The organism is Nioella nitratireducens (assembly GCF_001879715.1).
Lineage (GTDB): Bacteria > Pseudomonadota > Alphaproteobacteria > Rhodobacterales > Rhodobacteraceae > Nioella > Nioella nitratireducens.
This window is the reverse complement of record NZ_MNBW01000029.1, coordinates 1-22,959: the sequence shown is the minus strand read 5'-3', so window position 1 is coordinate 22,959 and position 22,959 is coordinate 1. Positions and strand designations below refer to the sequence as shown.

19 protein-coding genes and 1 tRNA gene are annotated in these 22,959 nt (G+C 62.0%); 9 read left to right on the top strand and 11 right to left on the bottom strand.

Going from position 1 to position 22,959, the window contains the following annotated elements; genetic code table 11:
* Nucleotides 1-24: 24 nt before the first annotated feature.
* The 3 genes from BKY27_RS18195 to BKY27_RS18190 all read right to left on the bottom strand — a co-directional run bounded on the left by BKY27_RS18195 (nt 25) and on the right by BKY27_RS18190 (nt 1,523).
* On the bottom strand, nt 25-705 hold the full coding sequence (locus BKY27_RS18195) for a hypothetical protein (RefSeq protein WP_071675885.1): 681 nt from the start codon (nt 703-705) through the stop codon (nt 25-27).
* 75 nt (nt 706-780) lie between these two features.
* Nucleotides 781-1,266, bottom strand: coding sequence for a hypothetical protein (locus BKY27_RS20035; RefSeq protein WP_146636300.1), 486 nt, complete (start codon nt 1,264-1,266; stop codon nt 781-783).
* 180 nt (nt 1,267-1,446) lie between these two features.
* Nucleotides 1,447-1,523: transfer RNA gene (locus BKY27_RS18190), tRNA-Ile, on the bottom strand.
* A gap of 126 nt (nt 1,524-1,649) precedes the next feature.
* Here BKY27_RS18190 and purM point away from each other — a divergent pair.
* Both purM and purN read left to right on the top strand, forming a co-directional pair.
* Nucleotides 1,650-2,696 carry a phosphoribosylformylglycinamidine cyclo-ligase gene (gene purM, locus BKY27_RS18185; RefSeq protein ID WP_071675884.1) on the top strand — a complete coding sequence of 349 codons (1,047 nt, stop codon included), beginning with the start codon at nt 1,650-1,652 and terminating at the stop codon, nt 2,694-2,696.
* On the top strand, nt 2,693-3,286 hold the full coding sequence (gene purN, locus BKY27_RS18180; protein WP_071675883.1) for a phosphoribosylglycinamide formyltransferase: 594 nt from the start codon (nt 2,693-2,695) through the stop codon (nt 3,284-3,286). Before purM ends, purN begins: the two co-directional genes overlap by 4 nt.
* A gap of 442 nt (nt 3,287-3,728) precedes the next feature.
* On the opposite strand, the gene BKY27_RS18175 is transcribed toward purN, so the two are convergent.
* The 5 genes from BKY27_RS18175 to tnpA form a co-directional block, all read right to left on the bottom strand.
* Nucleotides 3,729-6,407 (bottom strand): DEAD/DEAH box helicase, encoded by a 2,679-nt coding sequence (locus BKY27_RS18175; protein WP_071675882.1) that lies wholly within the window; start codon nt 6,405-6,407, stop codon nt 3,729-3,731.
* Nucleotides 6,408-6,409: 2 nt separating this feature from the next.
* A complete protein-coding gene (locus tag BKY27_RS18170; protein ID WP_233491893.1) occupies nt 6,410-7,165 on the bottom strand; it encodes a DNA methyltransferase in 756 nt (251 codons plus the stop codon).
* 462 nt (nt 7,166-7,627) lie between these two features.
* The gene (tnpC, locus tag BKY27_RS18165; RefSeq protein ID WP_071675880.1) at nt 7,628-9,154 is read right to left on the bottom strand and encodes an IS66 family transposase; all 1,527 of its coding nucleotides are present in this window, start codon (nt 9,152-9,154) and stop codon (nt 7,628-7,630) included.
* 78 nt (nt 9,155-9,232) lie between these two features.
* Nucleotides 9,233-9,580 carry an IS66 family insertion sequence element accessory protein TnpB gene (tnpB, locus tag BKY27_RS18160; protein ID WP_071675879.1) on the bottom strand — a complete coding sequence of 116 codons (348 nt, stop codon included), beginning with the start codon at nt 9,578-9,580 and terminating at the stop codon, nt 9,233-9,235.
* Nucleotides 9,577-9,972: an IS66-like element accessory protein TnpA gene (tnpA, locus tag BKY27_RS18155; protein WP_071675888.1), complete on the bottom strand. Its 396-nt coding sequence runs from the start codon at nt 9,970-9,972 to the stop codon at nt 9,577-9,579. Before tnpA ends, tnpB begins: the two co-directional genes overlap by 4 nt.
* A 51-nt stretch (nt 9,973-10,023) precedes the next feature.
* On the opposite strand from tnpA, the gene BKY27_RS18150 reads away from it, so the two are divergent.
* The 3 genes from BKY27_RS18150 to BKY27_RS20030 all read left to right on the top strand — a co-directional run bounded on the left by BKY27_RS18150 (nt 10,024) and on the right by BKY27_RS20030 (nt 13,713).
* Nucleotides 10,024-11,364, top strand: a complete 1,341-nt coding sequence (locus BKY27_RS18150) for an IS1380 family transposase (RefSeq protein WP_071675887.1) — start codon at nt 10,024-10,026, stop codon at nt 11,362-11,364.
* A gap of 458 nt (nt 11,365-11,822) precedes the next feature.
* Nucleotides 11,823-12,926, top strand: a complete 1,104-nt coding sequence (locus BKY27_RS18145; protein ID WP_071675878.1) for a GSCFA domain-containing protein — start codon at nt 11,823-11,825, stop codon at nt 12,924-12,926.
* Between the two features lie 73 nt (nt 12,927-12,999).
* A complete protein-coding gene (locus BKY27_RS20030; RefSeq protein WP_146636299.1) occupies nt 13,000-13,713 on the top strand; it encodes a hypothetical protein in 714 nt (237 codons plus the stop codon).
* Here the strand turns inward: BKY27_RS20030 and BKY27_RS20425 are convergent.
* The 3 genes from BKY27_RS20425 to BKY27_RS20560 all read right to left on the bottom strand — a co-directional run bounded on the left by BKY27_RS20425 (nt 13,693) and on the right by BKY27_RS20560 (nt 17,861).
* Nucleotides 13,693-14,523 (bottom strand): site-specific DNA-methyltransferase, encoded by an 831-nt coding sequence (locus tag BKY27_RS20425; protein WP_071675877.1) that lies wholly within the window; start codon nt 14,521-14,523, stop codon nt 13,693-13,695. The two genes, BKY27_RS20030 and BKY27_RS20425, sit on opposite strands and share 21 nt — an antisense overlap.
* A 166-nt stretch (nt 14,524-14,689) precedes the next feature.
* The gene (locus BKY27_RS18135) at nt 14,690-16,951 is read right to left on the bottom strand and encodes a plasmid recombination protein (RefSeq protein WP_071675876.1); all 2,262 of its coding nucleotides are present in this window, start codon (nt 16,949-16,951) and stop codon (nt 14,690-14,692) included.
* A 727-nt stretch (nt 16,952-17,678) separates the two neighbouring features.
* Complete coding sequence (locus BKY27_RS20560; RefSeq protein ID WP_267888902.1) at nt 17,679-17,861, bottom strand: ribbon-helix-helix protein, CopG family; 183 nt, start codon at nt 17,859-17,861, stop codon at nt 17,679-17,681.
* Between the two features lie 104 nt (nt 17,862-17,965).
* Here BKY27_RS20560 and BKY27_RS18130 point away from each other — a divergent pair, with 104 nt between their 5' ends.
* The 4 genes from BKY27_RS18130 to BKY27_RS20190 all read left to right on the top strand — a co-directional run bounded on the left by BKY27_RS18130 (nt 17,966) and on the right by BKY27_RS20190 (nt 22,567).
* A complete protein-coding gene (locus tag BKY27_RS18130) occupies nt 17,966-18,484 on the top strand; it encodes a hypothetical protein (protein WP_071675875.1) in 519 nt (172 codons plus the stop codon).
* Nucleotides 18,485-18,569: 85 nt separating this feature from the next.
* Nucleotides 18,570-19,595, top strand: coding sequence for a hypothetical protein (locus BKY27_RS20275; protein ID WP_084668030.1), 1,026 nt, complete (start codon nt 18,570-18,572; stop codon nt 19,593-19,595).
* Between the two features lie 87 nt (nt 19,596-19,682).
* Nucleotides 19,683-22,007, top strand: a complete 2,325-nt coding sequence (locus BKY27_RS18120) for an AAA family ATPase (protein ID WP_071675874.1) — start codon at nt 19,683-19,685, stop codon at nt 22,005-22,007.
* A 209-nt stretch (nt 22,008-22,216) separates the two neighbouring features.
* Nucleotides 22,217-22,567, top strand: a complete 351-nt coding sequence (locus tag BKY27_RS20190; RefSeq protein ID WP_071675873.1) for a hypothetical protein — start codon at nt 22,217-22,219, stop codon at nt 22,565-22,567.
* Nucleotides 22,568-22,959 lie beyond the last annotated feature (392 nt).

Sequence of the window (22,959 nt, the reverse complement as noted above, 5' to 3'; positions counted from 1 at the left end):
GCCCCCATAACTCATTGAAATGACTCAGGCCACCACGTCAAAAAGCGAAAATCGCGCCTGATTTTGTCGAACTTGGGTGGAACGCGACGCGGTCGGCGGGATGTTTCCCACGTAGTCGGTGTCACTTTCCTGGTAGGTCAGCTGTCCACCAACCGCGAGGCTGAACCGATCAGACTCGTAGGCCAAGTACGTGAAATAGGGCGAGACCGACCACGATGACGCGTCCCCGGTAACGACCGCTGCCCCATTGTAGACGGTTGTATCGTCAGACCGGGAGTAACCGAACCCGAGGCCAGCTCGGAGGCGCGGCGACACGTAGCCCGAAAGGTAGCCACTGAAAGATACGATATCTGAATCCGTAACCACAGACGGAGCCAAAAGGGTCAGCGTGCCATCGTCATGTGACCGTGCGACGTCGATGGCCACACCCATATTGACGCCCAAGGGGCCGACGAAATCCATCCCGATCCGCACGGAATTTGTTTCGGTATCCACGATGCCGATCGGGTTAGGGTCCGCGCTGCGGACGGTTGAGCCGTACTCTACGAACATACTGGTCGGATAGAGCAAGTGTGACTCGAACCGCCCGGTCGAAGCGACAGGCGAAATCAGTTCACCGTCCGCAGGTGGGATTGGCGCGCCTTGCGCATGGGCGGCGATCGGTGCCGTTGCAATTATGAATGCGAGTAGGGTTTCGGTTTTCACATCGGTCCTTTCTGGCGCACACTTGGCCGGGCGCAGCCAAAATAACTATTGATTGAGAGTGTAGGCTTTGAGCGCTCAGGACTCCGGCCGTGTGCCGATGTTTCCGTAATAGCTGCCACGTGTGGCGCAACTGGACACCCCACTGTATTCGCAGTGCCGACCTGCAGTGGTCGAGGTCGGATTGACCCCTGTTCCATTCGTCGTGTCGAAAGTGACGACGTAGCCCTCGACCTCGATGTTGGGTGTTGCCAAATAGGTGTTCGCGTAATCGCGCTCTTCGGCACTTGCCGGCTGGCGGTCACCGGACTCGTCTATGACATAAATTCTGCGAGCCCTGTGATCCCCAGGGTCGATTGAGGACGACCCTCCATCGCCGATGCTAATGCGGGTTTCGATCTCGTAGGTCATCGTGCCGCCGCCCTCAGTCGGGACGACATACCGGTGCGTGGCATACACTCGCTCGGAGCATGAGAAAGAGCACGCCGCCGATGCGGGAACCGCATTGAAGACGGTCAGCGCAGCGGCGATGGCCAGTGCAATTACCGTTGTTGGTGGAGTCATTCTTGCGCGCATCCCGTCCCCCGAATCCATTTTCTGAGTATTTTCAATAAACCTATACGGTCCCGCCCGAATGCAGGTAGGCATGGTTGCGGTATCTGCGGGCCCTGTGACGGATGGGCCACAGGACCCGCGCGCTGCGGATTCACGAGCGTTTTGCGGAAATGTGGGGCGCAGGGGTTTTGGTAGGCCCGGCAGGACTTGAACCCGCAACCAAAGCGTTATGAGCGCTCTGCTCTAACCAATTGAGCTACAGGCCCCCGTCGGCGCAGGAAATATCAGGAAAGACGGCGGGGTCAAGCTTCTGCAGGCCGGGTGCGGCGCGAGGGGAATGGACAGCCCCCGCCCACGCTGCTAGCAGGACGCCAAGTTTCAAGGAGCGGGCCATGACGGACGACACAAAAGGGCTGACCTACGCGCAGGCGGGGGTTGATATCGACGCAGGCAATGCGTTGGTGGAGCGGATCAAACCCGCCGCCAAGGCAACCACGCGGCCCGGTGTGATGTCTGGTCTCGGCGGCTTCGGGGCGCTCTTCGACCTCAAGGCGGCGGGCTATGACGACCCGGTTCTGGTGGCGGCCACCGATGGCGTGGGCACCAAGCTCAAGATCGCCATCGACACCGGCGTTTTCGATACGATCGGGATCGACCTGGTTGCCATGTGCGTCAACGATCTGGTCTGCCAGGGGGCGGAGCCACTTTTTTTCCTCGACTACTTCGCGACCGGCAAGCTGGACGTGAACGATGCCGCAGTCATCATCGAAGGCATTGCCGAGGGCTGCACGCGCTCGGGCTGTGCGCTGATCGGCGGCGAGACGGCGGAAATGCCGGGCATGTATGGCCCCGGCGATTTCGACCTTGCAGGTTTTGCCGTGGGTGCGATGGAACGCGGCGCGTCCTTGCCCGCAAATGTGGCGGTGGGTGACGTGCTGCTCGGGCTCGGCTCGGACGGGGTGCATTCCAACGGCTATTCGCTGGTGCGCCGGATCGTGGAGCGCTCGGGCCTTGCCTGGGATGCGGCGGCGCCTTTCGGCGGCGATACGCTTGGCCGGGCCCTGCTGGCCCCCACGCGGCTTTACGTCAAACAGGCACTTGCGGCGGTGCGGGCGGGTGGTGTTCATGCGCTGGCCCATATCACCGGTGGCGGCCTGACCGAGAACCTGCCGCGCGTGCTGCCCGAGGGGCTGGGCGCCGAAATCGACCTTGGGTCGTGGACGTTGCCACCCGTTTTCAACTGGCTGATGGCCGAGGGCGGGCTGGACGAGGCCGAGATGCTCAAGACCTTCAATTCCGGAATCGGCATGGTGCTGGCCGTTTCTGCCGACCGGGCCGAGGCCCTGACCACGTTGCTGGAAGGCGAGGGCGAAACCGTTGCCCGCCTCGGCACCGTGGCCGACGGCACGGGCGTGCGCTACACCGGGGCGCTCAAGTGACAAAACGCGTGGCCATCCTGATTTCGGGGGGCGGGTCCAACATGGTGTCGCTTGTCGACAGCATGACCGGCGACCATCCGGCGCGACCCTGCCTCGTTCTGGCCAACAGCGCCGGGGCAGGGGGCCTTGCCAAGGCCGAGGCGCGCGGCATCCCGACCGCAGTGGTCGATCACCGGCCCTACAAGGGCGACCGCCAGGCATTCGAGGCAGAGCTGGCCCGCGTCATCGACGCGACCGAGCCCGACATCCTGTGCCTTGCGGGCTTCATGCGGGTGTTGACCGAAGGGTTCGTCAGCCGCTACCGGGGCCGGATGTTGAACATCCACCCCTCGCTCTTGCCGAAATACCGGGGCCTGCACACCCATGCCCGCGCGTTGGAGGCCGGCGACCCGGACCATGGCTGCACCGTGCACGAGGTGACGCCAGAACTGGACGAAGGCCCGATCCTGGGCCAGGCGCGGGTGCCGGTGCTGGCGGGCGACACACCTGACACGCTGGCCGCGCGGGTGCTGGTCGAAGAGCACAAGCTTTATCCCACCGTGCTGCGCCGCTTTGCAGCGGGCGACCGGACACCGGTTTTCCTGCCCTGAGAGACCGCGCGTGGCGCCTTGTGGACCGCGATCTGCCTTGGACGGCTTGGCGAAGATCGCGATATTGGCCATGCTTTTGACGGTAAGCACAGGGGGGCCATTCAACCCTGCACTGGCGTGCCGGATGAGACGGGTCGCAAGCTGCAGGGGTGTTGGGGGGGGGGTGAATCAGCGGGAGGCGAAGAGCACCGCGCCCGCCACCATGCCCCAGAGGGCGCATGGAACGGTAAAATAGAATGGAAATTATGGCGGAGAGACAGTCCGACAAATCAGGGCGCTGCAAAAATAAATATGATATAAAACAATATATTAGAGACAAACCTCCGAGGAAATGCGTAGCAAAATGTGTAGCAATCTCTGCCGGTCCTAGAGATGTATCGACAGCCCCCTTACACACACATACCGCTCTGCGAGCCCATGCCAACCGCGTTTTTCCACGGCGCTATGCCGAAATCGCGTTCCTCATCTGATCGGACATGCCGACCCCGTGTGCGACCCTCTGCGCCATCAGGAACACGTTTCCAGTGGTTCGCGCCCAGATCATGCCGATAGCGTTCTTTTCCCGGGCCTCCGGTGCTCCGATCAGGTGTTCCCCCTTGTACTCCACGACGAAGATGCGGCCATCTCGAAGCCTCGCGACGAAGTCAGGGTAGAACCGGCCGCCGACGCGAGGCAGGCTGAACGAGTCCGGATGGCGCGCGACGTTCCGGACCCAGACGTCGACCTCTTCGAGGCTGTCGAGGCTCCAGGCGCACTGAAACTCCTCGCCGTTCAGGTCGCCATCGATAAGGGGCGCGCGGTGGGCACCGAGCAGGTGACGGTTGAACCTGAACGCCCCGATCTCCTGTGTCGGCACATTCTGGTAGATCGTGTCGTCGAACCGAACGAGGCGACTGGACGACCAAGTTGGCTTCGCAGTCTCGTCGAACAAAGCCATCTGGTGCGCGCGCGCCTTTTCCCCGTTCCGGATCTCCACGATCTTCCACCGGATGCGCGCCGCGATCTGATGTTGCCAGTCGATCAGGGTCCGGATGCTGACATCTCTGTTCGTGACGAGATCCGCGACCAGTGCGGCGATCCAGGGCAGCATTTCGGCCTGCGAGATATCGGAGACGCGGCACTCGCGCTCCAGCCATTGAACGAGCGACGCCTCGAGGTCGGCGTCCGAGGGTGAGGTCAGCCCGGATAGCACGGGCTGATCCTCCGTCATGCGGCTGTAGACCAGTTTCTCGCCCTCGAGGTCGATCTCGATCACGTCCTGGGAGCGGTGGAAACTCAGCTCCTGCTCGGTCAGCCGCGCGGGATGGCGGCTGAGCGACCAATCCATGCGCTCCATGATCGCATCGGTTTCCGCAATAAAGGTCTCGCCTTCCATCTCCACCAGAAGCTGGGGGATCTCGATGACATGACCTTTCTGGGCAAGCGTGCGACTAGCTTCGACTATCGCCCGGTGCTGGTCCAGCCGGGCGTCGAAATGCGCGTAGTCCTCGGGCCGCGTGATCTCGCGGACCGTCTGCGCAACCTCGTCCGTCACCTCACCCTTCACCCCAACAAGCAACGTGCCGTCGTCGCGCGGAATGTAATCGACACCGGCGTCCTGCCAGACATTCAGGCGCTCACGTGCATTCTCATTGTCGGGCACGGTAAACTGCAGGACGGGTTTAGGGCGCACCGGATCGGGGTCGAACAGTTGCCCCTGATCGTTCTGCTCGACACCGCGGGGCTTCAACGACTCCCGCACCTCCTCGTCCGTGAACCCCATGTCGATCAGCTTGTCTGTCAGCGCCTGTGCCGCCTCCCGAAACGATGGTTCCGAGACATGGGCATAGGCGCAGTTCAGCGCCGCGTCCTTGCGCCGGGAGGCGTAGGGCATACGCAGCACCCGGCCCAAGAGTTGCTCGACCGCCCCACGACTCTGGAGCCGCTGAGTCGCGCAGAGCACATAGGCCGAGGGGCAATCCCAACCCTCCTTCAGGGCGTCCACAGTGATCACGTGCCGGGTCTGTTCCGCGGGGTCGCGCAGGTTTACGCCGTCCAGCTCGCGCTGCTCCCCCGTGGCGATTTTGATCCGGTCCTCGGGGATCAGCTTTTCTTCAATGAGATATTTCTTCAGTTCCGCCACCGTCGGGTGACCGTTCCGCGCCTGCGCCTGATACAACACCACCGGCCGGATATGATCGCGGTCGCGCTTCGCCTTCTCCTCAAGCATGTTTCGGGTCGCCACGGCGCCCGTGACGGCCTCGCGCCAGTCATCATGCGGGCGCACGCGGATCGGCAGCTTGATCATCTCCTCATCCTTCAGCGCGCTCGCCGTGACGGAGTAGAGGATGTTGTTCCGCCGGCGCGGGGTAGCCGTGAACTCCACGATGGCTGCCGGGCGGATCCGGGCCTGAACCTCGCGCGTCAGGCCAGAGACGGCGTTATGCGCCTCGTCGACGATCATCAGAGGGCGCTGGTGGTAAAGCAGGTTGGCAAAGGAAAACTTCACCGCCCCCTCGGTCAGCATGTCGTTCTCGGCGGCCTCCTCGGGCGACACGACCTCCATACCCTCGGTCGGCACGCCGGAGAAATGCGGCTCCAGCTCTTCGTGGTGGGAATAGACCTTGCGGCCCGAGGTGTTCGCCACCCGGAACGCCTGGATGGTCGAGACCACCACGCAGGCAGACCGTGCCAGGTCCTGCGGGCGCAGCATCTCGAACTCGGCGATGTCGAACACCCGCACCCGACCACCGAAATTCTCGTCCAGCCGACGCCGGTAGGGATGCGCTCGGTCCTTCAGCGCCTCCAGCGTCTGGGTCTTGATCGCATCCGAAGGCACGAACCACAGCGTCAGGGGCCAAGTCCGGCGCAGGTAGCTGCGGGCGGCCAGTCGGATCGTTTCGGCGGCCAGCAGGGTCTTGCCGCCGCCGGTGGGCAAGCGCAGGCAGACGTAAGGAACATCTGGAAGCGCCTCGAGTGGCTGGTAGGCCTGCGGCTCCAGCTTGCGACCCTCGAGGCGGGCGAGCTTCTCCTGTTCCTCCACGGCGTGCTGGAAGGCCTCCGCTGGCCCGGTGGCCAGGGCGCGGGCGAAAAAGGCGTCGAGCGTATCCAGCGTGGCCTTCTGGTAGGTCTTGAGCTGCATGGTCACGCCCTCGCCGAGATGTCGTAGGGGGTCTGGCGGAACAGTATGCTTTGTTCCTTCAGCGTGGCCTCGGACAGGCGGCAGGCGGCGCCGTAGACGACCAGATCGCCCGCGCAACCGGGTGCAACCGTGGCGAGGTCTTCGCGGATCAGGCCCAGAACCGCGCGGGTCAGCACGTTGCCGCCTCCCGGGCTGCGGTCCTTGAGGATACCGTTGTAAAGCAGGGCGACCGCGCGCTCACCATGCACACCCAGAAGCGGGCCGGTGGGCGCGTCACCCATGGGTTGCCGGGTTTCGGAGAACCAGACATGGCGGGCGAGGTCGGCGAAACGGATTTCCGGGTCGATCCGTCCATCCTCGTCGAAGACGGGTTGGCCGAGGGTGCAGAACCGAAAGCCGCCGCCGCCCTCCCAGCCGACATCCTTCGAGATGCCGCCCTGTTCGCCCTCGATCACCTTTCGCATCCGCAGGGCGCAGTGGGTGCGGGCATGATCGCCCAGTTCCACCCCGATCCAGCGGCGGCCCATCTTGTGCGCGACGGCCGCCGTGGTGCCGGAGCCGAGGAAACTGTCGAGGACGAGGTCGCCGGGGTTGGTGGCGATATGGAGGATGCGCTGGATCAGGCGTTCGGGTTTGGGGGTATCAAATACTTCAGAGCCGAAAAGGCGAACAGTCTCTTTTTTGGCTTCGTCATTTGTTCCGAATTCTTCGGCCAGCCACAGAGTGTTCGGTGTCAGCCCGGCCTTAACTTCAGACAAAAACTTCTTCTCCCTTGGTGCGTTGTTCCCGGTTTTTCCAAACCAGACGCGCCCATCCTGAATTTTCTTCTGCATTTCAGGCCAAGTATATAGCCAGCAACGCCCTGAAGGAAGTTTATGCACTTTGCCATTAGGCGCCACAAAATCATAAAATTGAGACGGTGTACCGTGTCCACCTTGCGCATTAAGGCTAACTGACTGCCAATCTCCTCGTTCGTCATCGTCTTGATTTGAATATCGGGCTTTGACTGATTCACTCAAAGGAAGATCATTTCTTGCGTTCTTGAACCCGCATTCCCCATGTAATCCGGTGATTTCGCTGTCCTGACATTGATATTTCATATATAAATCATGGTGTTGATAGCTGTGAGGGGCTGGTTTCATGGATCACCCAAAGGGTGCAGGCTTGCAGCAGGCAGATCGGGTCGATTTCGACCGTAAGCGTCCGGTTGAGCCGCGGTGTCAGGCGTTTTTGGCCTGCCAGTTCCAGGGCATGAGTTCGTCGATGCGATTGATCTTGTGATCAGGCAGGCGCTGGAGGACCCATGTGAGCCACGCTTCGGGGTCGACATCGTTCATCTTGGCTGTCTCGATAAGCGTGTAAGCGATGGCGGCTGCCTTCCCGCCGCCGATTGACCCCATGAACAGATAATTCTTCCTTCCAAGGGCAATAGGTCTGATCGACCGCTCACAGGTATTGTTGTCCAGCTCGAGATGCCCGTCGCTGAGATAGCCGCGCGCCTTGGGCATGCGGTTCAGGGCATAGCGGATGGCTTCGGCCAGTTTGGTTTTTCCGGAGATCTTGCGCAGCTGCGCCTGCAACCAGAGTTCCAACTCGTCGAAGACCGGCTTGGCCTTGGCCTGCCGCAGCGTGACGCGCTCTTCTGGGGATTTCCTCCGCGCCTCCTTCTCGACAGCGTAAAGCTCCGCAATCTGTTTGATCGCCTGTTGGGCAATGGGAGAGCCAGTGCGCTCGACCTCGTCGACGAACTTGCGGCGCACATGGACCATGCAGGCTTGCTCATCGGCTTTGCCTTTGCCGAACAGGCCGTTGAATCCGGCAAAGCCATCGGCATGGACCGTGCCGGTATAGCCCGCGAGATGGTTGGCAGGGTGCTCCCCTTTGCGATCAACGCCGAACTGGTACCAAGCGCAGGGGGGCGCTGCTCCGCACCATGGACGTTCGTCCCGGACATAACTCCAGAGCCGGGCCGTTTTGGTCTTTGTGGTGTTGGCGCGCACCTGCAGCTTGACAGGGGTATCGTCCGCAAACAGGGCGGGCCCCGCCCGGACCAGTTTGCCGATGTGCTCGGCCAGAGGCTCCAGCAGGGCCGTCGTGCGCCCGACCCAGTCGCTAAGCGTGGAGCGATGCAGATCGACCCCTTCACGTGCGTAGATCTTGGATTGCCGTTCGAGCGGCAGATGATCACAATATTTGCCGACCAACATGTGCGCCACGAGGCCGGGCCCGGGTCGCCCGCGCTCGATCAGGCGCGAGGGCAACGGGGCCTGGGCGAAGGCTTCACAGCAGGTGCAGGCCATCCGGGGACGGATGAAGCGGCGCACGATGAAGTGTCCGGGGATATAATCCAGCTCTTGGGTGATATCCTCGCCCACTTGGCGCAGGGTGCCGCCGCATCCAGCGCATGCCTCACCGGGCGACAGGACCTCATCCTGCCGATCAAGATGGTCTGGTAGCGGCTTGCGGCTGTGCTGGCGCTTGCTGGGTGGGGCCTCTTCATCTCCAGCCGACTGCCCGGTGAGTTGATCCGCTGCAGCCTGCGCGATCTCGCCATCTTCCGACAGATCCAGCGCCAGTTGGTCTATGCCCTCTGACTTTGAACCGAAGCGCGCCTTGCGGTGACCATGAAGTTCAGCCTTCAGCTTCTCGATCTGGTAGGCCTGAGATTGGATATGCTGCAGCATTTGCGCGCTGACAGAGCGCAGCTCGTCAGGGTCTTCAGGCAGGGATTTGAAGGCGTCCAGCATAGGACAACTTATACCAGATCGCCCCATAGCAGGGAACGCAAAACAGTGCCAGAACCCATGTTTTGTTGGGATTTATGCCTATCCCGCGACCAACGGTCGCCAGGTCTTTTGTGGGGTCCGCCAGTCGATCCCTTCGAGCAGCATCGACAGCTGCGACGGGCTCAAGCTGATCTTGCCTTCCTTGGCTGCAGGCCAGACAAACCGGCCCCGTTCCAGCCGCTTGGTGAATAGGCAGGCCCCCTGGCTATCCCACCAGATGATCTTCAAAAGATCGCCCCGACGGCCGCGGAAGACGAACATGTGGCCGGAATACGGGTCCTCGGCCAAAACCTGTTCGGCCTGTGCCGCCAGCGTATTGAAACCGCGCCGCATGTCCGTGACGCCCGCAGCCAGCCATACCCGCGTGTTGCTCGGCACCGGGATCATCGCGCCAGTCCCGAGACCATCGCCACGATCGCTGACAGCGCAGTCGGACCCTCCACCAATATCCGCCGACCATCCGACAACGTGATGTCCACGCGCTGCGCGGTGATGGAATCTGTCGAAGGGGTGGACGCAATGGGTGCCGTTGGAGCGGGGGCTATGCCCGTAATCTCGATTGGAAGAAACGTTGCATTCTCATGCACCGACAAATCCGCAGCGTGCTCCTCGGATACAAACCGAGGATCGCGGAGCCACTTGTGGATCAGGTTGGTGTTCATTGCGTAGCGCCGCGCAACCTGCGCAACCGAGACCCCGGAAACCCGCGCCTGCGCGCAGATCGACCGCTTCTCCTCCTCCGACCAAATCCGCTTCTTCTGGCCCTTCTTGCCCGCCATGACCAACCTCAAGATGTCCACTATCGATGGTGGACATCTAGCAGGCACTCCATCACCCCGTCAGAGCGGCCAAACCGGACGCTTACTTTCGACCGCCGTGTGCGGCTGGAATTTCGCGGCACGCAGCTCAGTTCCGACGGTGGCCTTCTGGTGATGCGCGAGCTGGATGACGCGCTCGGGCTGTCCGATCTGGCTGCAACAGCATTGCGCGACACCCGACGCGGCAAGAACACGGTCCATCGGCTTGACGGCCTTTTCCGGCAGTCGGTGTTCGGGCGACTGGCCGGATACGAGGATGTCAACGACGCCGACCAGCTGGCCCTCGATCCGGTCATGCGTCAGATCGTTGGTGGTCGGGCCGTCGACGTGCAAGCGGCATCTGCCTCGCAAATGGGACGGTTCGAGACCGAGACGCTGGCTTTGCCCGAGAACCGGGCGGCGCTGGCTGACCTGAACTGCCAGTGGATTGATCGGTTCCACGACCGCAACGGGCTGAAGTATATCGTGCTGGACATGGATAGCTCGGTCAGCCCCACCCATGGGGGCCAGGAGGGCGCGGCCTGGAATGGGCATTTCGACTGCACCTGCTATCACCCCAACTTCCTGTTCAACCAATTTGGAATGCTGGAACGCTGCGCCCTGCGCCATGGCAACGTCCACAGCGCTGATGGCTGGCGGGATGTCCTCGATCCTGTCATCGCCCGGTATGCCGAGCGTGACATCATGCGGTTCTTCCGGGCGGATGCCGCCTATGCAATACCCGCGATCTACGAACGTCTGGAAGAAGCGAAGTACTTCTACGCCATCCGGTTGCCTGCCAACACCGTCCTGCGCGAGAAGATCGCTCATCGGCTCACCCGACCCGTTGGGCGACCTTCGCAGACCAAGGTCAAGCGCTTCTACGAGGACTTCGAGTATCAGGCGGCGTCTTGGGACAAGCCGCGCCGGGTGATCGCCAAGATCGAATGGCATCCGGGCGAACTGTTCCCACGCGTCGGCTTCATCGTCACGAGCCTGCCGATGGAACCAGAGTGGGTCGTGCGGTTCTACAACCAGCGCGGCACCGCCGAGCAACACATCAAGGAGGGCAAGTATGCCTTTCGCTGGACGCGGCTGTCGTGCCGAAGGTTCCGCGACAACGAGGTGCGGCTGCAATTGCACGCACTGGCCTACAATCTGGCCACCTTCCTGCGCTGCATCGACTTGCCCGAAGCAATGGCCGATTGGTCCCTCACCAGCCTGCAACTGAAGCTGATCAAGATCGGCGCCCGCGTCGTCCGTCACGCCCGCGCCATCACCTTCCAGCTGGCCGAGGTGGCCGTCACCGGCCCGATGGTGCGCGCCATCCTTGCCGCCATCCGCCGATTGCGAGCGCCACCGCTATGCGCGTGATCGCGATCCAAGCCAAAACTGAACGAAAGCGGCAGGACAAGTCTGCCCGATGCGCTGAAAAACGTCGCCGCCGGGCCGGGATGCTGCGGGTTTGCGGGCAAATTCGCCCAACTTCGGACGTGCGCGCGACCACAGACGCCGCTCGGGGCGGAAAACGCTTGATCAGGTGGCGCAGTCAGGCGATATTCACGTCAGAAGGCAGGCCACTTGGGGAATGTCGGTTCAAAGCGGCACACTAGTCGGAACGTGCAGTGTAAGTTGCATGGACATGCTCCTGCCGCTCGGCTTTGACTACACGTGAGAAGTCCACATATCCAAGACCCGCCGCTCTGCTGAAAGCGAACCGTTGCAATCATGGGCCGCCACTATATAAGGTAGTCGAAATTATCACTCAAAGAATGAAAACTGAAACCTCATAATAAAAAGATGAGACTACACCCGAAAATTTGGAATCAAAGATGAAAAGCCCATATTCCAGCCTGCCAGGAAAATCATTTTGGAGAACCGGCGTAGCGGAAAATTCTCCACTACACCTACCGGGAATATATACCAAGAAGTGGCCAATAGAGTTAAATTGGGAGATTGCAACCGCAGGCAGTTGCTTCGCTCAACATATAAGTCGTAATCTGAAAAGTCGCGGATTGAATGTTATTGATGTGGAACCGGCACCGGAAGGACTGCCTGAAAGCGTTCTAAGAAAATACGGATACAATCTTTATTCAGCCCGTTTCGGAAATATTTATACCGTAGGTCAACTTCTTCAAATCGCACGTGAAGCCAATGGTTGCTTCAAACCAGCCCACTTGGTTTGGAAAAAGGAGAACCGGTTTTTTGACTCACAACGCCCATCCGTGGAACCGGATGGATTCGAAACAGCAGAAGAACTTATTGCCAATCGCAGATTTCATTTGAGCAGAGTTCTTCAAATGCTGAAATCAATGGATTTGTTTATCTTCACGCTCGGCTTGACCGAGACATTCGAAGATATTGGAACAGGTACTGTTTATCCAACCGCGCCCGGCACGGTTGCTGGCGAGTTTGACCCATCTATTTTTAGATTCAAGAACTACAATGTTTTCGAAATCATCAAGGAGTTTGAGAGCTTTCTGGAAACTCTTAGCAGCCTCAGAGACGGATCTCTTCCCAAAATAATTCTGACTGTTTCACCGGTTCCTCTGACAGCAACATGCTCGACCGAACATGTACTCTCTGCAACCACATATTCGAAATCCGTCCTCAGGTCTGCATCTGGATATCTGTCGAATAAGTACGAGTTTATTGACTACTTCCCCAGCTATGAAATAATTACCAACCAAGCAGCACGTGGAGTGAATTATTCAAACAATCTTCGATCGGTTCGCCCCGAGTCCGTTGAGGTCGTTATGAAACACTTTTTCTCTGAGCACCAGTTTGCGATGCCCGGCGCACAAAATGATGAAGTGGTCGCTGAAACAATGAACCCCGAAGACCGACCTCTCCTTGACAATGAAGCAACAAGATCGAACGAAGACTATGTGAAATGTGAAGAGGTTCTTCTAGAGGCCTTCAATAATGCCAAATAAAGTACTCGTCATAGGCCCCTCACACGGTGGCGTCTTCCATAGGTTTGCAAGTTCTTTGCGCGCACCTGAGGATGTGGACTTTGACGTTGTTTCAATTCACGGGGCGGCATTTACGTCCAATGGATTGGCATCTGCATCCGGTGGCACCCTCAATCTATGCCCTGTATCGGCCGATGGAGTGGAGCACAAATGGTTCATGTCACGGTCAGGTTTTGCCGAAGTTAACTTGGAATCCTATAATGGCATTCTGTTTCTTGACCCGCTATTCATTAGTGGTGGCTTCATGAGGCACAGGCTTTGGGGTAAAAAGAAAGGCATTAGCCCACGATTCCTGGAGGGTGCAAAAAGCCTGTTTTCGGATGATGAAATTGATCAGGCAATTCGTGGTGCGACAATCATCAGCAGTTCACAGTGGTTTGAAATTTTCAAGGCTTGGCGTGTTGGCACATTTGAAGTGCTCGATTCCATTCGATTGATTAGTAAAAGCATCCCCATTTTGCTAGTTCCACCGGTTAACCCACCACCCCGCCAGAACCCAGGCCTTTATGCATATTATTACAGGCAAGAGCAGGACTACCTGGGTCGCAAGCTTTTCGAGATATTTGGGAGTGAATACTTCCTTCAACCAGAGTTCACTTTGAACCCGAACCTGACCACGGTTGATGTCTATCATGCTCCCGCTCCCGACCCTCATCATCCAAGCGAAAAATATTATGAAGATATCGTGAGAGGGATTGATTTCGAAACACTAAGGTGGTCCAACGGGCTATTGCGTCATGACGGTTGATAAAACCTGAATTGACAGGGCAGACTTTTGATCTTCTTCGAGATCAGCTGAAACCAAAAGGTTTCGTGATCTTTCAAAGGCTTCCTTGATAGTGGCCGCACATCGCGGGGTGCAAACGTCCTGGGGCAGCAAACAGTTTCTTGACGTGCGTGAAAGCGAAACCCCGATCAGATCTATACTGACCGAGGCTTTGCTTTGAACTGGATGGTCTACCCGAGAGCAGCCAGAGCCAGCACTTCGATGCGGTAGTGCGGTTTGGCCATGCGGGCCTCGACGCAGACACGCGTCGGTGGGGTGATGTCGGTTGAAGGCATCGTATTCACGGCAATACAGAAGAATACGCTCACAGTCCTCCGAAAAGACTTTACGATTTTCACGTGTAGTCCTTTGTTGCCAAGTGCATGAAATTACAAAATTCCGCCGCCCGAATATCTCGTCCATAACGACCTTGAGGTAATGCCCCTCATTGTCGTCGATGGACACCCAGATCGAGCCGTCCTCGCTGAGGAACTCGCGCAGCAGCATCAGCCGCGGCACGATCATCGCCAGCCATTTCGCATGTTCCAGGCTGTCGTCGTAATGCTCGAAGGCCGACCTAGTGTTGTAGGGCGGGTCGATATAGATGCATTTCACCCGGCCCGCATAGAAGGGCAGGAGGGCCTTCAGCGCCTCGAGGTTGTCGCCCTGCACCAGCATCCCTTCGTCGCCCGCGCCATGGCTCAGCTCGGGAACCTCGTCTAGCAGCCGATATGGGCCCCGGTCTGCCGCCCGCAAATCCTCGTCCCGCGTCAACCAATTCAAAAGCGGCATGCCTGTCCCTTTTCTTTCCCCCGGCTCTTCGCGCCCCGGCTTTCCAGTTCAGAGTAAGGCACTGGCGCCGCGAAGGAAAGCGGGGGCTTGGGGGGTGCCCCCTTGGTGCCCCGCAGTGCGCCGGGACGACTGGGACCGGGATGAGCCGACGAGCTTTCCAGGGCGTTCACATCTCCGGCCCGTCCTCCTTGAGATCGGCGATCGTGTCCGCCGTTTCCCCAAGCAGCTCACGCCCCTCCTCCCGGATGGATTGCGGTAGGCCCGGCAGCCTCAGCCATGTCACGAACCGACCCAGCAGGAGATCGAGGCGTTTGAACACCCGCTCGGCGCGGGTCAGCTCTTCCTTCACCTCGGACCGATCCCGCTCCAGCTTGGCTTGATCCTCCTTGAGCTCATCCTGCTTTCTCTTCAGCGCGGCCTGATCCGTTTCCAGCGCCTTCCGCTCACCCATGGTCGCGTCACGCACGGCAAGCGCATCGCGGTGGATTCGCCCAGCGACATCGACGGCTTTCGCGCCAAGCTTGATCGCGGGCATGATTTCAGGGCATGCCGCGTTGAGACGGTCAGGCTCGCTCGCCCGGATGCGGCCGTCCGGTTCACGAGCGAGCGTGCCCTCGGTGATCTCCTGAATCAGCACGCCCAGAGCGTCGGTCACCACGCCGATCCGGTCCCGCGTCTCGGCCGCCCGGGCCTCTTCTGTCCGGGCCTTTTCGGCGGCCGCCTCGGCAGCGTTCTCTGCCTCGACCCGGTCCGCCTCGGCGGCATCGCGGGCGCGGGCCTTCTCCTCGACCTCCGTCTTCAGGCGCGCCGCCTCAGCCTTCCGGTCCGCCACGACACGGGTCATGGCGACCACGTCCGCGGTCAGATCCTCGATTTCCTTCCCAAGCTCGGCCGCCCGGGCCGTCTCATTCCGCGCCTTTTCGGCGGCCGCCTCGGCAGCGTTCTCGGCCTCGACCCGGTCCGTCTCGGCGGCATCGCGGGCGCGGGCCTTCTCCTCGACCTCCGTCTTCAGGCGCGCCGCCTCGGCCTTCCGGTCCGCCACGACACGGGTCATGGCGACCGCGTCCACGGTCAGGTCCTCGATCTGCTGCCCAAGCTCGGCCTTTCGGGCTTCGGCGTTCCGGACCTCGGTAGCGGCCTGTTCGACCTTCTTCTCGGCCTCCACCGTGACCCGCGCCGCCTCCGCCTGGGCCCTCTCGGTCTCGGCGGTCGCCGCGTCCCGGGCCGCCTGCGCCGCGTCCCTCGTCGCTTCCAACGTCGCGACCCGGTCCTTCAGGCGGCGGCGGTAGGTCGCGAGCCGCTTCACCTCCTTGTCCGTCAGGCTTGCCTTCTTGCTCAGCTTTTCGACCCGGCCATGCATCTCGACCACCCGCTTGCGGGCTGCCTCTTCCTCCGCTTCCAGACCTGCGAGCCGGTCCCGCGCTTCCGCCTCGGCGGCCGTCAGACCTGCAAGCCGGTCCTCGACCGCCCGGGTTTCAGCCCGCGCGGCGACGGCCCTGGCCTTTCTTTCCTTCCGCTCTCTGTGCGCGATCTTCGCGATCCGGTCCGACGCGTCCCGCGCGACCTCGGCTGCTTCCTGATCCCGGTGGAGGTCGTCGAGCTCCTCCTCTACCCGGGTCTTCTCGTCCTCGAGCTGCGCCACATCACCCGACACCCGCTCGACCGTCTGGTCGAGTTTGGCCACCTCGGTCCGCAGCCCGTCGATCCGGTCCTGCGCCTCGGCCCCGACCTGTTCCAGAGCTTCCAGCTCGGCCCGCTTCGCGGCGAGATCTGCCGGCAGCTCCCGATGGAGCTGCTTAACGGATTTGTGGATCACATCGGGCCACTCCGCGCCCGCCGCCAGCCGATCGCCGTAACGAGTGCCGCGCTCGATCTCGGGGCAGTAGCGCTGGAGGACCTCGGCGGTCAGGTCCTGCAACTCGGACAGGATCGCGGGCGTGGTCGCGCGGGACAGCGGGACGCCGTCATTATCATAAGCGCAAAGCATGCAATGGGCGTGGATCGTCGCCTCGTCGAGATGCACGACCAGGGCGTGAACGGACGTGTTGAGATGGGCCGCCACCGCCTCGGCGAGGTCCCGGAACGCGCGGTCCTGATCCTCCTGCGAGAGGGCCTCGAACATCTGGGCCGCCTCCGAGCCAAAGGTGAGGATGCCCGCCGTGGCAATCGCGGCGTTGGATTTCATGGCGCGCTGGGTCTCCCGCCGAGCCCGCCGCGCCTTCGCGATCTCGCGCATCTCGGCAGGGGTAGGCGGGGTGATCAGAACACGGTTCAGGTGGACACGCTTCTCGTCCACGTATTTCGGAAGCGTCCCGACTCGGAGATCGTGGCGGCGCTGACCGGAGTACCCGGACATCGTATCGGCGGCGATCCGGACGGAGCCTGCGCGGGGATTCGCGTGTTTCTTGTCATCGGTCAGGACGGGCATATCGAAAAACCTACTAGCCATAAGTTCGCGGCAAGCCGCTCTTTATGACTATCCGGCGAAGGGGTGAAAAAACCTAATCGGTTCCTTTCCCCCCTTTCGAAACCCCCCTTTGCTCCGCCATGATGACATATTGTTTTTCTTATCTTTTCTCAGGCGTGGCTGTCGCGCAAGACCCGTTTTTCTGACCAGTCTCCGGTTGCCCCGCACAGGCGAACGCCCGGAGCCTGAACCGTGCGCGTCCCGTTGCGGAGACCACTGGCTTGGTTGGTCTGTTCGACACTCTGTCAGGGGGGCGGGGCGGTCGCAGGCCGCGGAGCGGCAATCCGGATACTGTCCCGTCATGGCGTGATCTTGTGTGCTGATGTAGATCGCGTTGAACACACTGCATAACCAGCCCACTGCCAATACAGCCCGCGACCGGAAACCTCGCCTCGCCCGTGCGCCGTTTGGTTCGTCATGAACAGGTCGCTAAAATAGTTGCTGAGTCGGAACGCCTGTTTCAAGCGCTATGCAGCTGTGTCCAGGACCCGGGCCACGCGAAAAACGACGACCCAGTCGACAAGTTCACCACGAAAAAATGAAGAGCGCGACGACGAGAAGAATTCCTGAAAAGCCGCAGCAGTAGAAGCTGCTGCTCTGATCCGTTGCTCGATTCAGTTTGAGTGGGGTTTCCCGATCCCTACCACGGCCATCGCGTCATCCGGTCGAAACGCATCCATTTGAATTATTATGTTTTTTCAAAGAGATCCTGAAGGAGTCTTCGGATCATCTCCGGTCTTGTAGGTAGGTCACTCTCAAGCTTTCTTCGCCGGTCTAACTCTTCGATCATGTTGCGTGGAAGCCGGAGGTTGACTGGTTCCGTATCCGTCGGTGGCCGACCCCGGCTCGATTTTTTTTCTGCGTCGGTCACTCTTCACCCTTGTTTAATGGTTTTATGGTTCCATATAATCGGGAGAGACGCAAGGCTCCACCGTCGCGTTCTCCCTCACCACCAGCCCTTCACAGGAGGATCCGATGGCTGTAGCATTCCCTAACACGAACAAGAAGTTCTCTGAACCCCCCGCTGCGGCCTCGGTCACCGCTCTCTTCGTGGGTTTCGTCGCCACGCTGCCGGCGCTGATCCAGACCGAGCGCGACCTCTGCGGCTATTCCGGGCAGGACCCGGCCGTCGATCGCTGGATCGCGGCGGCAGATGCGGCGCTGGCGCAGACCAAGGCCGCCTGCGAGGCGATGATCGCGGCACCGGCCATCGACGAGGCCGAGCGCGCCTTTCAGGCTGTGGCCCGCCTCTATCTGCGGGTGATCCGGTCCGAAGATCCCGACGAGGTCGCAGGTCTTCGCGCCCATGTGCAGCTGCGTCGCTGGGCGTGGCTCGTACCCGGCGACGGAGCCGGGGCGCGCGACCTCAACATCTGGATCGGCGCGGCGCTCGACGCGCTGGAGACGTGGCTGTCACTGGAAGACCCGTTCGATGCCCGCATCGAGGACTGGGGTGGCCCGGATCTGGACGACGACATCGGCCCCTCCGCCTGACCCTCCCCAAGAGTTTCACGCCACGTCCCGGCGCGGGGAGACCCGCGCCCTCTCTCCCTTCATGCCCACTTCAGGAGCTTCTCCCATGCCCAAGACCAAGCCCCGCTCGCCCAAGTCGACCCGCCCCACCGTTCGCGGCGTTCCCTTCGATGTCGTGACCAACCGCCGGCGGCGCCTGCACGTTCCGCATCGCTCCCGCCATGTGCCCGCCGGCGAATGGTGCGACTATCCTCGGCCCGTGCCGGAAGCCTGGGCCCGCATCGCTCGCGACAAGGGCTTCAGGGTCCATGGCAGGATCCGCGACCGGTATCATGTCGCCCTCGAATGTGACGCCTGTGGGGGACTGACCGCGCACAAGAGCTATACGCTCCGGACGGCCCAGCCTCGCTGCGGCGCCTGCGCAGAGGCTGATCTTGCCGATGCCGCACGGGCGGCGGGCCTGACGTTCCTGCGCCGCGACGGCCGCAACCACCACTACGGCCTGTACCGTGCCGCCTGCGGCCACGTGATCAAGAGGCAGTTCGAATTCGTAGAGCGGGTCGCGGCGAAACAGACGGATGTTCGCTGCGAGAAGTGCTTGCGCGCGCGGGAGCAGGATGAGGCATCGCAGCGTGGCTGGGAGCGGTTGGGACGCGATCCGCAGGGCAACGCCAACTATCGCATGTATCGCCACAACTGCGGGCATTCGCAGCGCGTGGCCCGCGTGAACATGATGTGGAATCAGGTCAAGTGCTCCGCCTGCGGCGGCGCATGGAACAGCAGCCCGTCCTTCATCTACCTCGCGCGGATCGAGATGACGTCGCGTGGTATCCATCTGCTCAAGCTCGGCTTTTCCAAGGCCCCGGTGAAGCGCTTGAAACACCAGCTCGGCCTTCCGCGCAGCGCCAAGGTGGACCTCGTGAGGGTCCTCCCCATGGCCTCCGGCCATGTTGCACGTGCGCAGGAGGCCAGCGTCCATGCGATCCTCAGGCGGCGTCATCCCGACACGGTGGCCCCGCCCGAGGTCTATGCCGGGATCCTGAACGTGGCATCCGAGGTCTACGAGGCTTTCGCCTTCGATCTGATCATGCGCCATCTGGACCGCATCGAGGCGGCGCACCCGCCCACGTGACCAAGCCCGTCCCTTCCTCAGATCATAAGGCCCGCCGCACATCGCGGCGGGCATCCTCTCCCCTTTGTCCGACGACAGGAGACCGCCATGACCGCGACCGTATTCACGACCCCTCCCAAGCCGATCACGAAAACCGCGGCCTCCGCCAAGTGCGCAGGCCGGACGCCCGCCACGCAGTACTGGGCACCGGACTGGCTTCCCTTCGCCATGGCGATCCTCGGCGCCCTCGAGGGCAGCAGCTGGGCCGGGTGGCGTGTGACCCTGCCCGCAAAGGACAGCGCAGATGACGCTGGCGACCCGGCACGCGCATATCCCGCCGATGATGCTGCCCCCGTGTCATCCGCCCCCAAGACCCGGCGCGACGCCGATGCCGGTCGTCATGAGGACTGGAGCCTTGGCGACAGCGTCGACGACCTTCTGGACCAGATCGAACAGGCGACTGAATTCGGACCGGTTCTCCCGCCCTTTCCCCCCGCCGGACCGGCCCCCGCTACGGTCTGGCGCCCGAAGGCGGCGACTCTGCTGGCGGTGGTCCGGCTTGCCGCGAGCTTCGGCAGCGCGACGGCGCTGGCCACCGAACTGGGCACGAACGGCGCGCTCACGCTGCTGGCAACCGGCAGCGCCGCGCTGGACCAGACGGTCCGGAAGATGCTGGAACAGGTCGTGGCCGAACCGAGCCTCTGGCCCGCTGCCCTGTCTGCACCTGACCTCCTCTACGCCGTGGACGCGGTGAAGACCGGCAGTCCGGATCGGCACCGTACGCTCGGCGTCTTTTCGGACAAGATGCGCGACGCGCTCGAGATAGGCACGCCCGTGGTGCTGATCACCCCCGTCGCAGGCGCCGCGCCCCGCGCCCTGCGTGACCTGAGCCCGAAGGTGATCACCCTCAAGCCACTTGATCACGAGCAGCTCTCCGTCCTGCTGGACCTCGCCTATCCCGGTCAGGGAGCTGCCGACGCGATCGCCGCCCTTCCCACGGACGCCCGCGTCTCGCGTCTCGATCCCGACCGCGTCACGCTTGCCCTGCGCGCGACGGATCCCGAGACCGCGGTGACGGCAATCGCCGAAGCCCTGTGCCCGGCCCCGATCGAAGGGGCTGGCTGGGCCGCCTTTCCCATGCCGGATACAGTCAGGGCTCCGCTCGAAGAGATGATCTCTGACCTCCATGCGTGGCAGGACGGCAGGATTTCCTGGAGCGATGTCGCGCGTGGACCGCTGCTCGTCGGCCCGCCCGGATCGGGAAAGACCCAGGTTGCCCGGCTCATCGGCCAGGAAGCCGGTATCGCTGTCGTCGCGGGATCCGTGGCGCAGTGGTCTTCCGAGAGCGCGCGTTCGGGTGACATGATCAGGGCGATGCGCGCGGCCTTCGCCACGGCCGCAGAACAGGCCCCGAGCCTTCTCTTCATCGACGAAATCGATTCGTTTGGAGACCGGAACCGGCGGGTGGACCACAACAGCGCGTATACGGATTTCATCGTGACGGCCCTGATCGACCAGCTCGACGGGTACCATGGCCACGAGGGCGTGATCGTGATGGCGGCGACCAACCACCCTGAGAAACTGGATAAGGCCATCACGCGCGCCGGGCGGTTCGACCGGATCCTCCGCCTGCCGCATCCGGACCACACCCGCCTCCCCAAGGTGCTCCGCTGGCATCTCGGCCCCGACCTCGCCGATGCAGACGTGACCGGTGTCGCGCAGGCCGCGCTCGGCATGTCCGGCGCGGATATCGCAGCCGCGGTTCGCGCCGCCCGCGGCCGGGCCCGCCAGGCACGGCGCACGCTGGCACTCGCCGATCTGACCGACGCGATCCACGAGGCCCGGACCCCGTTGCCGAAGGCGCTTCGCAGGATCGTTTCCGTCCATGAAGCGGGCCATGCCCTCGTCAGCGCCGCAACGGGACGCGCCGACGCAGCCATGCTCGCGATCCAGTCCGACGGCGGTGTCACGGCGACCAGCCTGCACCGGACGGGTGAGGACCGTGCGACGATCGAAGCCCAACTCGCTATCAGCATGGGCGGGCGCGCGGCCGAGCGGCTCCTGCTCGGACAGGTTTCGGCCGGGTCTGGCGGAGATCCGGGCAGTGATCTCGCCACGGCGACCCGGCTTGCGACGGCGCTTGAAGCTTCATGGGGTCTGGGCTCAACGCTGATCTGGCAGGGCTCGATCGAGGGGATCGAGGCGCGCCTGCGCGACGACACCGGCCTTCGGGCGCGGGTCGAGACCCATCTGCGCAACGCCGAAACCCGCGCGAGCCGGATCCTGACCACCCATCGGGCGCTCCTCGACGAGATGGCGGCCGCCCTCGACTCGGCCGGGGTGCTCACGGGACCGGAGCTTGCGGCGTTCATCGCGCGGGTCAGACGCGAAGCCGGCGCCGCGTCTGAGGTCGACAAAGCGAGCCTCGGGTAGTGCCGAGGTCAGCACCGAGGCTGTTTGGTCGGATGTGTTGGGGCGTCAATCCACTTTGTAGTGGGTAATCCCCAAGTTTCGCTCGCTACAGGCTTCGGCGTCGTAGCGGGACGCCCCTCTATCGACTAGGTTATTCGCCAGGTGCAGAAGGCGCCCTTAAGTCAATCAGCAGAACGCTCGGTTATGTTTACACCGAAGCGGAGGCCATCATGGCCAAGGACAAGAAGACACCTTCGAAGAGGAGCGTTCAGGCGCCGAGGCGGAGGAAGAGCGCAGCCGATCACCGGGCTGCACATCGTAGGCACAGCGCGGCCTCGGCGGAACGCAAAAGGCAGGCCGGGCTGACCCGCGTGTCGGTTTGGGTGCCGGTTTCCGACGCGGAGGTGTTGAAACTCTACGCCAAAGGCCTGTGCGAGGGGAACGTACCCGATGACATCGGGCGCTCTCAGGCTGGAAAAGGGAAGATCGCCGTAATCGGTGTCACCCCGACCCGGCGGACTAAGAAGCGGACGAGCCAGCCTTGCGATGAGCGGCAGCTGGACCTTTTCGGCCCCGCTTGAGCGGGGCCGAAAAGAGGCCGCGCATGGTTGTCCACGTAAACGTTCTGGATGGCCTCATTTCAGGACGAACAGGTCGGTCTGGGGTAGCCACCCCAACAACCTAAAAGAGCGCCGCAGGCGACCCGCCCGCGTCAACGCGCGGGCGGGACAGATCAGGGCATACCGAACCCTGAATGAGACGTTCGTGCGCGCGATCCCGTCAGCTCGATCCCGAAGAGCGGGCCAGCTGGGGCGGGGAAGGCCGCTGCGGCCGGGCGGCAGGACACGGCTGCAGCGCCCCAGCTCAGGTTATCCACATAAACCCGACGCAGTACCGTAAGCGGTGCGCCGTTCACACGTGATTGCCGTAATTCCAGGGCAGCAGCAGGTTGATATCGGTTTGTTTGTGCCCG